The 14,003-nt window shown below is 68.8% G+C and carries 15 protein-coding genes; 5 read left to right on the top strand and 10 right to left on the bottom strand.

The features are described from left to right. Positions 1–22: 22 nt before the first annotated feature. The 7 genes from FHS74_RS24195 to flgB form a co-directional block, all read right to left on the bottom strand. Positions 23–2,293: a hybrid sensor histidine kinase/response regulator gene (locus FHS74_RS24195; protein ID WP_184806500.1), complete on the bottom strand. Its 2,271-nt coding sequence runs from the start codon at positions 2,291–2,293 to the stop codon at positions 23–25. A 349-nt stretch (positions 2,294–2,642) separates the two neighbouring features. Next, positions 2,643–3,725 (bottom strand): flagellar biosynthesis protein FlhB, encoded by a 1,083-nt coding sequence (gene flhB, locus FHS74_RS24190; protein ID WP_184806497.1) that lies wholly within the window; start codon positions 3,723–3,725, stop codon positions 2,643–2,645. 18 nt (positions 3,726–3,743) lie between these two features. Next, the gene (fliR, locus tag FHS74_RS24185; RefSeq protein ID WP_184806495.1) at positions 3,744–4,505 is read right to left on the bottom strand and encodes a flagellar biosynthetic protein FliR; all 762 of its coding nucleotides are present in this window, start codon (positions 4,503–4,505) and stop codon (positions 3,744–3,746) included. After that, positions 4,505–4,783, bottom strand: a complete 279-nt coding sequence (gene fliQ / locus FHS74_RS24180; protein WP_184806493.1) for a flagellar biosynthesis protein FliQ — start codon at positions 4,781–4,783, stop codon at positions 4,505–4,507. Before fliQ ends, fliR begins: the two co-directional genes overlap by 1 nt. Before the next feature lie 160 nt (positions 4,784–4,943). After that, on the bottom strand, positions 4,944–5,249 hold the full coding sequence (gene fliE / locus FHS74_RS24175) for a flagellar hook-basal body complex protein FliE (protein WP_184806491.1): 306 nt from the start codon (positions 5,247–5,249) through the stop codon (positions 4,944–4,946). A gap of 35 nt (positions 5,250–5,284) precedes the next feature. Next, positions 5,285–5,695, bottom strand: a complete 411-nt coding sequence (flgC, locus tag FHS74_RS24170) for a flagellar basal body rod protein FlgC (protein ID WP_184806489.1) — start codon at positions 5,693–5,695, stop codon at positions 5,285–5,287. 95 nt (positions 5,696–5,790) lie between these two features. Further along, positions 5,791–6,198, bottom strand: a complete 408-nt coding sequence (flgB, locus tag FHS74_RS24165) for a flagellar basal body rod protein FlgB (protein WP_184806487.1) — start codon at positions 6,196–6,198, stop codon at positions 5,791–5,793. 381 nt (positions 6,199–6,579) lie between these two features. On the opposite strand from flgB, the gene FHS74_RS24160 reads away from it, so the two are divergent. The 5 genes from FHS74_RS24160 (at position 6,580) to FHS74_RS24140 (ending at position 9,048) form a co-directional block, all read left to right on the top strand. Then, a complete protein-coding gene (locus FHS74_RS24160; protein WP_343067024.1) occupies positions 6,580–6,972 on the top strand; it encodes an EscU/YscU/HrcU family type III secretion system export apparatus switch protein in 393 nt (130 codons plus the stop codon). Further along, a complete protein-coding gene (locus FHS74_RS24155) occupies positions 6,969–7,304 on the top strand; it encodes a hypothetical protein (RefSeq protein WP_184806485.1) in 336 nt (111 codons plus the stop codon). The genes FHS74_RS24160 and FHS74_RS24155 overlap by 4 nt, the downstream gene beginning before the upstream one ends. 3 nt (positions 7,305–7,307) lie before the next feature. Further along, complete coding sequence (locus FHS74_RS24150; RefSeq protein ID WP_246463333.1) at positions 7,308–7,682, top strand: FliO/MopB family protein; 375 nt, start codon at positions 7,308–7,310, stop codon at positions 7,680–7,682. Positions 7,683–7,693: 11 nt separating this feature from the next. Then, positions 7,694–8,491: a flagellar type III secretion system pore protein FliP gene (gene fliP, locus FHS74_RS24145; protein WP_246463332.1), complete on the top strand. Its 798-nt coding sequence runs from the start codon at positions 7,694–7,696 to the stop codon at positions 8,489–8,491. A 110-nt stretch (positions 8,492–8,601) separates the two neighbouring features. Further along, positions 8,602–9,048 (top strand): STY0301 family protein, encoded by a 447-nt coding sequence (locus FHS74_RS24140; protein ID WP_343067027.1) that lies wholly within the window; start codon positions 8,602–8,604, stop codon positions 9,046–9,048. A gap of 31 nt (positions 9,049–9,079) precedes the next feature. Here the strand turns inward: FHS74_RS24140 and FHS74_RS24135 are convergent, their stop codons facing one another. From FHS74_RS24135 to FHS74_RS24125, 3 genes are read right to left on the bottom strand one after another with little or no spacing between them, the layout of a single operon-like run. Continuing rightward, a complete protein-coding gene (locus FHS74_RS24135) occupies positions 9,080–12,541 on the bottom strand; it encodes a hypothetical protein (RefSeq protein WP_184806481.1) in 3,462 nt (1,153 codons plus the stop codon). Beyond that, positions 12,538–13,281, bottom strand: coding sequence for an OmpA/MotB family protein (locus tag FHS74_RS24130; RefSeq protein ID WP_184806479.1), 744 nt, complete (start codon positions 13,279–13,281; stop codon positions 12,538–12,540). Before FHS74_RS24130 ends, FHS74_RS24135 begins: the two co-directional genes overlap by 4 nt. Next, positions 13,278–13,991 (bottom strand): flagellar motor protein MotB, encoded by a 714-nt coding sequence (locus FHS74_RS24125; protein ID WP_184806477.1) that lies wholly within the window; start codon positions 13,989–13,991, stop codon positions 13,278–13,280. The genes FHS74_RS24130 and FHS74_RS24125 overlap by 4 nt, the downstream gene beginning before the upstream one ends. Between the last annotated feature and the right edge of the window lie 12 nt (positions 13,992–14,003).

Below are 14,003 nucleotides of genomic sequence, written 5' to 3'. Positions count from 1 at the left end.
TGGACTCGGGGGAGGGAGCGGCTCATCCCACCGTGCGCGGCGGGCCCTCCATCACTTCCTTCACCTTGGTCGCCAACTGCTTCAGGCTGAAGGGCTTGGGCAGGAAGTCGACCACGGCGCCGTCCTTCAGGGAATGGCGGAAACGGTCCTCGGCATAGCCGGAAATGAAGATGACCTTCACGTCGGGACGGAAGCGGCGCACCTGCTCGATCATGGTGGGGCCGTCCATCTGGGGCATGACCACGTCGCTGACGATGAGGTCCACGTCGCCGCCCCGCTCGCCCTGCAGCAGGTCCAGCGCCTCTTCCCCGCTGCGGGCCTCCAGCACGGTGTAGCCCTTGTTCCGCAGCGCGCGGGCGCCGAAGACGCGCACGGCGTCCTCATCCTCCACCAGCAGCACGATGCCCATGCCGGTGAGGTCGGCCGCCCCCTTGTCCTTGGACTCTTCCGCCGGTGCCGCCTGGGCCAGCGCCTTCTCATCCAGGCGGGGCAGGTGGATGGAGAACTTGGCCCCTTCCCCCGGCTTGCTTTCCACGAAGACGAAGCCGCCGGTCTGGCGCACGATGCCGTAGACGGTGGACAGGCCCAGGCCGGTGCCCGACCCCACCTCCTTGGTGGAAAAGAAGGGTTCGAAGATGCGTTGCAGGTTTTCCGGCGGGATGCCGATGCCGGTGTCGATCACCTCCACCACCACATAGTCGCCGGGCGGCATCTCCTCCGTCTCATGGCGGATGGGTTCGGTGGTGTGCAGGTTGCCGGTGACGATGGTCAGCCGCCCGCCCTTGGGCATGGCGTCGCGGGCGTTGACCGCCAGGTTGATGATCACCTGTTCCAGCTGGCCCTGGTCCACCCGCACCAGGCCGGTGTCGCGGCCGTGCAGCATGCGCAGCTCGATGTTCTCGCCGATCAGCCGGCGCAGCAGGTTGGACAGCTCCGCCAGCACGTCGGTGATGCTCAGCACCCGGGGCTGCAAGGTCTGCTGGCGGGAGAAGGCCAGCAGCTGGCGCACGAGGTTGGCGGCGCGGTTGGCGTTCTGCTTGATCTGCATGATGTCGCTGAACGACTGGTCGCCCGGCTTGTGCCGCAGCAGCAGCAGGTCGCAGAAGCCGATCATGGCGGTCAGCAGGTTGTTGAAGTCGTGCGCCACGCCGCCGGCCAGCTGGCCGATGGCCTGCATCTTCTGCGACTGGACGAACTGCGCCTCCAGGTTCTTCTGCGCCGTCATGTCCACCAGATGCAGGATCAGGCCGCGATCGCCGTCGTCATCGCCGTCGAAGCGGCGGGAATAGACATGCACCACGGGGCCCGCCCCGCCGCCCAGCCGCGCCTCCACCGGCGTGCCGGCCTGGCTGCGTCCGTCCAGCACGTCGCCCAGGCGCGCCAGCAGGTTGGCGCGGTGCTCCTGCTGGAACAGGGTGGCGATCGACTCGCCCTGCACATCGCCCAAGCGCACGTTGGCCATGGCGAGGAAGGTGGGGTTGCACTCAGCCAGGCGGAACTCGCCGTCCAGGAAGGCGAAGCCGGTGGGCGCGAACTCGAAAAAGCGCTGGAAGCGCTGCTCCGCGCGGCGCAACTCCTCCTCCCGCGCCGTCTCGCGCGTGAGGTCGCCCAGGAAGATCAGGCTGCCCCCGGATGAGGGGGCCACGTGCTGCACGCTGGCGCGCAAGGGGGCGGCGCGGGCCGCCGCCAGCTCCACCTCCGCCATGCCGGCCAGGCGCTCCGGAAACAACTCGCCCAGGGGGGGCGTGGACAGCAGGTCCCGCAGGTGGCGGCTGCCATCCTCCAGCATCTCGCGGGTATGGCCCAGCCAATCCGCCAGGGTCAGGTTCACCCGCAGCAGGGTGCCGGCCCCGTCCACGAGCATGACGCCCAGGGGCGCCAGGTCCCACAGGTCCCGCCAGGGATGGTGGCCGGGCACGGGAATGGCGCCGCCGCTGCGCACCCGCCATTCGACCATCCCCCGGAGACCGCCCCCCCCGGGAAAGGGCCGCGCCACCACCACACGCGATACGGGCCGCGTCCCGCCGACGGTGGGCGAACCAGCGGCGTCATTGACCAGGGCGACGAGGATCTCCCCGGCCTCCCCCCGCCGCGCCGCTTCATCCAGGTCACGCAGGCGCATGCCATCGGCGCCGTCGCGGCTCTGCCGGGCCAGGATTTCCACCACCTCGGTATCATCCGCGCCGCCAGCCAGCGCGGCGAAAGCGCCGTTGGCCATTAGCAGGCGACCGTCCGCCCCCGCCACGGCCAAGGCGTCGGGCACCGCCTCGACCACCGCGCGCAACACGGCCATCCTGCGCCGCCCGCGCCACCCGACCAGCGCCAAAACGAGAAAGAGCACCGCGGCACTTAAACCAACCAAAGCGGAGAGGATATGGTCAAATACCGCCCATGCCAAGGCAGCCGCCAGATACATCGCCGCCGCCAGCAGTGGCACACCCACAAGCAGCGCCGGACCGACGGCGGGCCCGCCGCCTGGACTTGGCGGCGGCGTTACGGAGGGGGCGGAAGACAGGCGGGAGGGGGAAGCGGCCACCGGCAGGCACCTCGGGAAACAGGGGCTCCGATCCTAACAGCCCCGGCCCCAATGGACGAGATGGCAAGGGGGAAACAAAACGGGGGCGGGTGCGCCCGCTTACATCTCAGCGCTTAGGGAATGTTTTCTTCTTCAACTTGAAGACATAGGAAATGACCTGTGCCACGGCCTTGTAATGGTCGGCCGGGATTTCCTCGTCCACCTCGGCACTGGCATAGAGCGCGCGGGCCAGGGGCGGATTGGGCACCAGGGGGATGCCGTGCTCCTCCGCCAGTTCGCGGATGCGGGCGGCGATGAAATCCACCCCCTTGGCCACCACCATGGGCGCCGTCATGGACAGGGGGTCGTATTTCAGGGCGATGGCGTAGTGCGTGGGGTTGGTCACCACCACGTCGGCCTTGGGCACGTTCTCCATCATGCGGCCACGGGCGCGCTGCATGCGCAGCGCGCGGATCTTGCCCTTGATCAGGGGATCGCCTTCGCTCTGCTTGTGCTCGTCCTTCACTTCCTGTTTGGTCATACGCATGTCGCGCATGAACTTCCAACGCTGGTACCACCAGTCGGCGCCGGCCAGCAGGCCCAGCGCGACGATGACGCGGAAGATCAGGCCCACCGCCTGGCTTTTGGTTTCATACACCAGGCCCATCAGCGGCATGCCGATGAAATGCTCCACGGCGTGACCCAGCGGGATCAGGCCGGGCAGCACGATGGCGGAGACCACCACCAGCTTGGCGACGGACTTGGCGAACTCGATCAGGTTGCTGACCTTGAACTTGTTCAGCAGGTTGGTGACGATGTTGAAGCGGTTGAGGTCGAAGCTGAACACCCGCTCGGCGCTGAAGACGAAGCCGACCTGCAGGACGGAGGCAAGGAAAGCCGCCAGCATCAGCAGGGCGAAGGGCACCGACATCGCCACCGCCACCTCGGTCAGCAAGGTGGTCAGCAGATGCCCCAGGCCGCCGCGGTCGACCGGCATGGTTTCCGGCCGTTCGATGAAGGGGATCAGCACGGCGTGGATGCGCCCGAAGGTCCAGGGCAGCACCGCCACCACCAGCACCAGGATCGCCCCCACCATGAACAGGTGCGGCACCTCCTGCGATTTGGGGATGTTGCCCTTGCCCCGGGCCTCGGACAGCCGTTTGCCTGTCGGCTCTTCCGTTTTGGAATCCGGATCCTGGTCTTCAGACATGCCCGTCCCCCCCGGTCATCATGACGACAGGAAGGGCATCATCTGCCCCTGGAAAGCGCGCAGCCAATAAATCATGAGGCCCGACAGGCTGCTGCCCAGCAACAGCAGGCCCAGGGCGATCTGCAACGGCTGGGTCAGGAAGAAGATCTGAAGCGACGGCACCAGGCGCGCCACCAGGCCCATGCCCAGGAAGAACAGCAGGCCGATGACGACGAAGGGCGCCGACATCTGCAGCCCGATGGAAAAGCTTTCCGAGAATATCCGGGTCAGGTGCTCGGTGAAGTCGCCCAGCGGGATGGCCCCGCCGGGCGGAAACAGGCCATAGCTGCGCACGGCGGCCAGGATCAGCATGTGGTGCATGTCGGTGGCGAACAGCAACAGGATGCCCAGGATGCCCAGGATGGAATTCACCACCGTCGTCTGCTGCGACATGGCCGGGTTGAAGGCCTGGGCGGAGGCGAGGCCCACCTGGTTGGCGATCAGGCTGCCCGCCGTTTCCAGGGCACCCATCAGCGTGCGGGCGATGGTGCCGATGAACAGGCCGATCAGCACCTCGCCGATGATCAGCACGGCCAGGTCGGCGGGCTGCGCCGGCTCCGGCGGCAGCGTCGCCCCGACGGCCGGGGTCACGGCCACGGCGACGATCAGGCCGAACAGCAGGCGGATGCGGGAGGAGACGAAGGTCTCCCCCACCGTGGGCATGATCAGGAAGGCCGCCCCCAGCCGCACGAACACCAGCAGATAGGTGTAGAACTGGCTGACGAGGACGGTCTGCAACATCACTCGGCGCCCGTTCCGACCCCGACGATCTTGTCCATGACGCTCTCGGTGAAGGTGACCATGTGATGCAGCATGAAGGGGGCGAAAAACACCAGCGCCACGAACATGGCGATGATCTTGGGCACAAAGGTCAGGGTTTGCTCCTGGATCTGCGTCAGCGCCTGGAACAGCGAGATGGCCAGCCCCACCACCATGGACACCGCCATGATGGGGCCGCTGACGATGATGACCGTCAGCAGCGACTGACGCACGATCTCGATGATTTCCTGCTCGTTCATCGCGGAGACGACCCATCGGGCCCGGTGGCGGGCCCCATAAACGGAAAAGGGGCGCCCTCGCCCCGAGGGGGCAAGCTTGCCCCAGAAACATCATCCAACGCCAGAAGCTTTCCCGGCGAACACCCGCCCCCGCGACGGCGGGAAATGCCCGCCAGCGGCGTCACATCGGCATGCGCATGATTTCCTGATACGCGCTGATCACCTTGTCACGCACGGCGGTCACCGCCTGCAGGGTGACTTCGGCGTTGCTGACGGCGTTGACCACGTCGGTCAGGTCGGCCTTGCCCACCACCCCGGCGGCCGTCATCCGCTCGCCCTGGTGCATGGTGTCGATGGCGTCCACCGCCGCCTGCTTCATCAACTCGCCGAAGCTGGGGCCGCTGGTCGGCGCCGCCATGCCGGGGCCGGAGCCCTGGCGGGCGGCGTTGGCGTAGGCGGCGACCGCGCTGGGAATGGGAATGGCCATCTTCTTGCTCTAACTCCGGTAAGCCTGGGCGCCGATCAGTTGCGCAGCAGGTCGATGGTCTTGGTCAGCATGGTGCGGGTGGCGTCGATGACGCCCAGATTGGCCTCGTAGGACCGCTGCGCCTCGCGCATGTCCATCGATTCCACCAGGCCGTTGACGTTGGGCATCAGCACATAGCCCTCGGTGTCGGCGCTGGGGTGGCCGGGATCGAACTTGCGCTGGAAATCGCTGCGGTCGACATCGACCTTCTTGACGTTGACGGTGTCGATGCCCAGGGCCTTGTTCAGCGTGTTGGCGAACAGCACCACCTTGCGCCGGTAAGGCAGGTCACCGGGCATGGCGGCCGTGCTGTCGGTATTGGCCAGGTTCTCGGCGATGACGCGCAGGCGGGTGCCCTGCGCCTTCATGCCGGCGGTGGACAAATTCAGGGCATTCATCAAATCCATAGCGACCCTCGCCCAACCAACCGTGGTGATCCAGATACCACGCGAACCATCAAAAAGACGTTAAGCAAATCAGGGCGTGTCCAATAGCCCCCTTGTCAACTGGACCCCTTGCCCAGCGCCATCTTCAGCATGCCGATCTGCTTGCGGTAAAGGTTGGTCAGCGCCTGGAAGTCGATGGCGTTCTGGCCAATCTTGGTCATCTGGTCCTCAAGCACGACACCGTTGCCGGTGGGCGAGGTCTCATAGGCCGTGCGGTCCTTGGCCGAGCGGAAGCCGCCCTGGCCGGTGCTGCTGGCCGACAGGTGGGCCGGATCGGTCGACACCAGGTCCAGATGGCCGGCCGCGCGCAACTGCGTCTTGAAATCGAAGGGCACCAGATCCTGGGCCTGGTAGTTAGGCGTGTCGGAATTGGAGACGTTCTGCGCCAGGACCTCCTGGCGCTGGTTGTCCCAGGCCATCTTGTCCGACATCAGCTTGAAGATACCCAGCCTGTTCAGGTCCATGATCGCGCTCGCCTACCCCGGAAGAGGGGATACAAGGGGCCCCCAAAAGAAAACCAGGCACTCAATCGCCACAGATCGGCCACCTATGGTTTAGGTCATATGCAATCTGCAAGCCATCGCTTGGAGAATCGCTCTAAACCGAATGGGATTCCAGCATTTTTTGCCAGCGTCCGCATGGCGGCCACCGCGCCCGGCGCCGGCGCTGACGTACCGGCCCCCGGTTTCGCCGCATTTTCCAACGGTCGCTGGCCATTTGCGTCTGGGAACGGACAGCGATACCCTGGCCCCACCCCTGCATGGATACCCTGCCGGGACGCCGATGGCCCTCAGATGGGTCACCGGACACCTGATTTCAATCGACCTTCGAGGATGCCCCCGCCCTTGGCCCCCACGGACGACAGCGACAAGCCCCGCCGCCAGGTGGCCGTGGCCTTGCAGCACATGGCCGAAGGGTTGCCCCGCATCGTCGCCACCGGCCAGGGCGCCGTGGCCGAGCAGATCCTGGAACTGGCCTTCGCCCATGGCGTCAAGGTGCGGCAGGACGCGGACCTGGCGGAAATCCTGTCGGTCATCGATATCGACAGCGAAATCCCCGTCGAGGCGCTGGCCGCGGTGGCGGAAATCCTGGCCCACGTTTACCGTGCCAACGGCCAGCTCAGCAGCGGCGTGCCGCTGGGCGCCGCCGCCCCGGGGCCCGTCCCGCCCCCCAACCCCTATGCCCCGGCCCCCGCCCCCCCGGCGGGGCCAGGCCCCGGAACACCGTCCCTGCGATGACCACGCCCCCCCTCTCCCCCGCCGCGGAAGCCTTGGCCGAGGCCATGGACGGCCTGCTGGCCATCCTCAACCGCACCGCCGACCTGGTGACCGCCGGCGACACGGTGGATTTTGCCGGACTGGAGGATGAAGCCACTGCATTATGCAATGCAGTTGTCCACTTACCCCCACCCGAGGCGCGACTCTTCCTGCCCCGGCTGGAGACGGTGCTGGCGGCGCTGGAGCGGCTGGAGACGGCGGTGAAGAAGGCCAACGAACTGACGCAGGGCAAGGCCACCGTCGGCCGGGCCGCCGCCGCCTATCGCCGGGCCGAAGATCCGGAAATCGGCTGAGCCATGGTCACCTCCGCCGCCTATTACGTATACGCCGCCCTCATGCTGGGGCTGGTCATCGGGTTCATCCTGGTGGCCGGCTGGCTGGTCCGCCGCTTCGGCGGTGGCGCGCTGCTGCGCCTGCCCGGCCGCGCCGACCGCCGCCTGGGCGTGGTGGAGGCCATGGCCCTGGACCCGCGCCGCCGGCTGGTGCTTATCCGGCGCGATGGGGTGGAACATCTGCTGCTGCTGGGCGGCACCCAGGATCTGCACCTGGAAGGCCCCATCACGCGCCCTGGCCCTCCCCTTGGCCCGCCCCATGCCCCGCGGCGCGCTTTCGACGCCATCCTCCAGGAAACCGCCGCCCCGCCGGCAACCGCCCCCGGGCAGGACCCATGATGCCCGACGCCATGACCGCCGCCACCCAACGCCTTTCCGGCCAACACCTTGCCCGATCGCGCCTGTTGCGCTGGGGGGTGCCCCTGCTGGCCATCCTGCTGACGGTCGCCGCCTCGCTGCTGGTCGGCGGCGCCCACGCGCAGAGCCTCAACCTGGATTTGGGCTCCCAGGGGGGCAGCTCGACCAACCGCATCATCCAGCTGGTGGTGATGATCACCGTGCTGTCGGTGGCGCCCAGCATCCTGGTGATGATGACGTGCTTCGTGCGCATCATCATCGTCCTGGGTTTCCTGCGCTCCGCCATGGGCACGCAGCAGGTGCCGCCCAACCAGGTGATGCTGAGCCTGGCCCTGTTCCTCACCTTCTTCATCATGGCCCCCACCTTCCAGGCCTCCTACGACGCCGGGATAAAGCCCATGATCGACGAACAGGTGGATGAGCTGACGGGCCTGAAGGCCGCCGTGGTGCCGTTCCACGACTTCATGCTGAAGCACACGCGGGAACGCGACCTTCAGCTGTTCACCGACATCGCCAAGATCGATAAGGTCACCACGGCCAAGGACCTGCCCATCCAGGTGGTCATTCCCGCCTTCATGATCTCCGAACTCAAGCGCGCGTTCGAGATCGGCTTCCTGGTGTTCGTGCCCTTCCTGGTCATCGACATGGTGGTGTCGTCGGTGCTGCAGTCCATGGGCATGATGATGCTGCCCCCGGCCATGATCTCCCTGCCATTCAAGATCATCTTCTTCGTGCTGGTGGACGGCTGGTACCTGATCGTCGGCAGCCTGGTGAAAAGTTTCGGGCCCTAGGCAGACTTTCGCCGCTGGGCGGCCGGCGCCGCCCACCTAGTTTTCCTGGCTGCACCCGTATAAACGCACGGCCCCCAGACCCCGAATGAGGAACCAGCCCCGTGAAGCCCATGAAAGCCGTCCTGTTCAGCAGCCTGCTTGCCCTCATCGCCAGCCAGACCATCGCCGCCCAGGCGGTGGCCGCCGAGGGTGGCCCGCAGTGCCCCAAGGCCCTGCCGGTCACCCAGACCGTCCAGGACCTGCCATCCGGGTTCAAGGCCTATCAGGAAGGGAACCCGCCCAAGGCGGCGGACGGCACCGCCATCCCCCTGCCCCTGGTCGCCATCCTGTTCTGGAACGGCGAGCCCAGCGCCCAGCCGCCCCTGCCGCCAGCCGCGCAGTCCAAGACGGCGCTGACCTGGAAGTTCACCCCGGCGCAGGCCCAGAACCTGTGGATGGCCTGCGCCTACGACGCCACCGCCCTCATCGTCGCGACCAAGCTGCCGGCCACCCTGTCCTCCTGCACCGTCACGCTGTCGCCGGACGGCCAGATGGCGGCCGGGCTCGCCTGCCAGTAAGCCGCCGGGCCAATAAGCCGCCGAGCAGCGCTCATCGCTGGCCGGTGGCCGGGGCCGGCGGGGCGGCGGGCGCGCTGGACACGCTCGGCGCCCCTTCCCCGCCGGGGGCCGCCGCCCCCGCCGCCGGCACCTCGTCGGGCACGGCCGCACCCTGGGTCTGCCGGGTGCGATAGCTGTCCAGGAAGCTCTTGAACAGGTCGATCTCCTTGACCTGCGCCTGGATGGTCGCGGCGTCCAGCAGGCCGTTGGCCTCGGTGGGGCGGGTCATCACCTGGAACATGTTGGCGTCCGGCCCCTTTTCCATCGTGGGGCCGAAATCGGCGCGCAATTTCTGCAGGCCGGTCAGGTCCTGGGCCAGCGACAGGGCCACCGCCCGGTTCACCACCAGGCGTGAAACGGTGGGGTCGATGGGCTGGCCCGCCGCCGGTGGCGGGCCGATGACGTCGGCCAGCGCCTGGGCCGCCAGCGGCCATTGCTTGGCATGCCAGGCGATGTCGATGCGCATCAGGTTGGCGGGGCGCGACTTGTCCGGCTGCAGCAAGGCCACCGCCTCCGGCCCCTTGCCGGTGCGCGACAGCGCCCGGGCGCGCAGCAGGCGCCGTTCCGCCGCCATGGCGTCGGGCATGCCGGCCACCTCGGACTGGTCCAGGGCGGTCAAGGCCTTGTCCGGCTGGTTGTTCAGCAGGCGGATGGCGGCCTCGCGCGTGCCGACCTGGGCCTTCTGTTCCCCTTGCAGGCGATACTGCACCTGGCGGTCCAGCAGTTCCGCCGCCCGGTCCAGCAGGTCCACGTCCACCAGCCGTTCCGCCAGCACGCGGATGACGGTGTCGCCATCCGGGCCCGGCGGCGTCAGTTCCTTGTACTGCTCATACAGCGACAGGGCCTCCAAGGGCGGCATCTTGTCGGCGCCGTTGCGCACGAACAGGCCAGTGAAGGTGTCCGTCATCTGTTTGGTGATCTGGGGCGCCTCGGGACTGTTGGGGAACAGCGTGATCGCCCGCTTCATGGTGTCGAAAGCCTGCGGGAAGTTGCCCGCCTTGATGTGCAGGTCGGCCAGTTTGCGCAGGATGTGCAATTCCAGATCGTCGCCCGTCCAGGCGAAGCGCATCTTCTCCATCTGCTCCGCCGCCTTGGCCGGCGTCAGCTTGTCGGCGGCCAGTTCCTCATCCACCAGGGCCATGCGCGCCTTGGTGCGATAGAAACGGTCCGTCCCCTCCGTCGCCGCGCGGTAGGCCTCGATGGCCTTGTCATGCTCGCCCGCCAGGCGTGCCGCCTCGCCCCGCAGGTAGTTGACGGCGGTCTCGGCCGGGCCCTTGGTGGCGCCGCGCTTCACCAGGCGGTCCAGGATGCCGGTGGCCGTCTCCACGTCACCCTTGGACAGGGCGGCCTCCGCCGCCGCCAGGCCGAACCGGGTGTTGAACGGCTCCGGATATGTCCGCAGCAGTTCCTTGCGGCTCTGGAACAGGCGATAGGCGGTGTCATCATCGCCGGTGGTGTGGGCGGCGTAGGCGCGCCACAGCGCCACATCGGGCTCCCCCTGCAAGGCGGGCGCCGACAGGTCGTCCAGGCCCCCCTTGGCGTCACCCGTCAGGATGCGGGCGGTGCCGCGCACGGCGGCGAACTCCGCCCGCTTTTCCAGGTCCGGCTGGTCCTTGCGCGCCATCTCCAACAGGCCCAGCGCCTCCTGCCCGAAGCCATTGCCGGCGTAGAACCGCGCCACGTCCAGCCGCAGCTTGGGGCGGTCATCGGCCGGCGCCTTGATGACCTCGTTCATCAAGCGCTCGCGCCCGGCAATGAAGCCGTTGGGGTCGACCTTGGCCCAACGCTGGAAATCGAAGAAGCGATCCGGCTCCGCCTCCAGCGTGGGCGGGGTGACCACGGCCACGTCGGAGGCGGGTGAGAGGCGCAGGCCCCCCGGCACGGTCAGTTCCGCCCCCTCCTTCGCCGGCTGCACCAGCAGGCGTTCATCAATGGGCCGGATGACGACACCCTGCGCCGTGGGCAGGAACTGCGCCTCGGCGTAGCGGAGCGGCGCCGGCGTCAGCTGCGCCGCCGGGCTCATGGGAATGACCTTCAGCGTGTCGCCCACCACCGGATCGGTGAAGGTGAAGACCTTCACCGGCTTCGGCGTCCTCACCACCAGGCGGGGGCCCAGGGCGAAATCGGGATCGGTCACCACCTGGACCTCCCGCGGCGGCGCGCTTTGGGCGGGAGCCTTCGGGGCCGGCGCGCCATGGGCGCCCTCGGCGGGCTTGCCCTCGCCCGCCTTCCCTTCCGCCGGCTTGCCATCGGCAGGCGTGGCGGGCGCGGCGCTGGCCTGATCCCCCGCATGCTCGAAGGTGATGCGATAGCCCGTCGCCCCTTCGCTGCTCACCCGGGGCTCCAGCACCGTCGGCGCCGGCAGGCGGAAGCCACCGCCGCCCGGAAAGGCCACCGGCTCCACCTCGCCCAGGACGGCCGGCTGGTTGGCGGGGGCGCTGGGCGCGGTGGTGGCCGGCACCGCTCGGTCGAACAGCACGTACAGCCAGCCGGCCCGGGCGTACACCGCCACCGCCGCCGGCTGCCCCGGATCGAACAGCAGGCTGGGCGCCGCCGGGGGCGGGGCATTGTCCGCGCCCCCCGCCTCGGGAGCGGTGTGTGCTTCAGCCGCCGCCGTGGCCGAAGGCGGCCGGGCGGCGGCAGCGGGCGAACCATGGGCGGACCTGGCCTCGGCGGTCTTGCCTTCCGCAGTCTTGGTCTCGGGGGGCTTGGTCTCGGGGACCTTGGCTTCGGGCAGCTTCGCCGGCTCCGGCGCCTTCGCCGTCTGGGTTGTGGCCGGGGTCGGGGCAAGCGCAGTTGCCTTGGGGGCCGGCTGTTGCTGGATCAGGTACAGCGGCTGGCCTTCCTTGGCCGCGCGGGGATCCCCCGGCGCTGGTGACGGCACGGACGACGGGGCGCCATTGGCCACTGATGCGGCCGGGGGCGCCTTGGCGGGAGCGGCCGGCGCGCCCTTTTCCACCGCCGCCGGTGGGGGGGCGGACGCGGCGCTGGACGCCGCCACCGGGGCGCCGGGCTTGCCATCGCCCACATCGATGACGACCTTGTCGCCGGCGCGGGACTGTTCCACCACCGCGGTGGCGGGGATGGTCAGGGCCACGGTCAGCCCAGGACCGCCCGCCACCTCCGCCAGACCGGAAACTCGGGGCGAGCCGGCCTTGCGGGCGCCGGTCAGGTCGGCCTTGGCCGGCCGGTCGAAATGGATCAGCAGCCGGCCGCCGTCACGGTCCAGCGTCGCCTTGACCGGGCCGGTCCAATCGAACACCAGGCGGCTGCGCCCGGGATGTTCGCCCGCGCGCACGGCGACGGTGGGAACGGGGACGGAAGCGGCCGGTTGCGCGGCCGCCGCCGGCGCCTCCTTCTCCTGGGCGGCGAACCCAGGCGTGACCAGCAGCAGGGGCATGGCCAGCGACAGGGCCAAGGCGACGGTACGCGGAGTCGGGACGAAAGCGGTCATGAGGGGGCCTTGCCGTCCCGGGCGGCGTAATCGCGAATGACGATGTCGACACGGCGCTGGAAACGCGCCTCATCCCCGCCGGAAACCACGTCCGGCGTCGGCGCCGCCCGCCCGTCGGGCACGGCCTGGCCGCGCACGGTGATGGGCTCGGCATAGCCGGCCCGGGTCAGGGCCAGGGCGATGGTGCGGCCGCGCGCCAGCGACAGCTCCCAATTGGAGGGATAGGCGGCGTTGGCGATGGGGCTGGGGTCGGTATGGCCCACCACCTCCACCGCGTTGGCCACGTTGCTGACCACCCCACCCAACGCGAACAGGACGGCCGACCCGGCCGACGACAGGGTGATGGAGCCGGGGGCGAACAGCATCTCCTCCGGCAGGGCGGCCACCAGCCGGTCGCCCGACAAGGTGACGCGGATGGCCGCCAGGGCCGGGTCGCTGGACAGCTGGCTTTCCATCACCCGGCCGAGATAGCCCAGGTCCGTGGCCTTGGTGCGATCCAAATTGCCGTTGCCACGCTGCTCGGTGGGCGACCCGCCGAAGAGCGCCTGCAATACCCGGTCGCGCCGGGCATCCGGCGCCGTCATGCCATACAGCATGACAAAGAAGGACAGCATCAGACAGACGAAGTCCGTGAAGGAAATCAGCCAGATGCGCTTGGGCGCGGCCGCCTTGGGCGCCAGGGAGGGCAACAGGCCCGGAACGGGAGGCGGCAGAAGGTCGATATCGGAGGGCGCGGTCATCGCCGGGGGGGCTCCTCGCCTCGGGGGGCCAACGGCGCCGGGTGCGGCAGCCGGGCGCGGAACAGGAAACGCGCCGTGTCCGCCGTCCCTTTCTCCACCCCCACGGTCATGGCGCGGGGGACCACACCGGCGGCGGCCAGGGTACGCGCCATGGCGCCCGCCTCGAACACCGGCAGGCTGGCGCCGGGATTGCCGCCATCGCCCACCAGGAACTCCAGCTCGATCTCCAGGCCAAGCTCCTCATCGGGGCGCACGGCATCCGCCATCTGGTGCCATACCCCTTCCCGGCCCGGCAGGACGGTGACGACCGTGCCGCCCCCATCGGCCGTGGCCACGGCGAAGAGGCTGGCGACCGGCATGGTAACGGCCAGCGTGCCGCCCTTGCCGCCTTTATCGATCACGGCATCCGGCATCACCGCCACCAGGCGGCGGCCCACGGCCCCCAGACGCTCATCCGCGCGGGCCAGGGCGGCCTGCGTCGCCGGCCCCTCGGTCAGGGTGACGCCGAACGCGTCCTGCACACCTTGCAGCACGGCGTCGAACTTGCGGTTCTCGAAGGTGGAAAGCGAGGTCAGCAGGATGAAGAACGCCAGCAGCAGAAAGAAAACCGACAGATAGAGGACGAAAACCCCGCCCTCTTCCTGAACGATCCCCTTGCCCCCCCACACCAGCCCCGCCATGGACCGGTTTCTGGACGCCCCCGTGCTCATGCCCGTCGCCTT

The sequence above is a fragment of the Nitrospirillum iridis genome (assembly GCF_014205765.1).
GTDB lineage: Bacteria > Pseudomonadota > Alphaproteobacteria > Azospirillales > Azospirillaceae > Nitrospirillum > Nitrospirillum iridis.
Note: the sequence above shows the minus strand (reverse complement) of the source record. Positions and strands in the feature narration are given on the sequence as shown.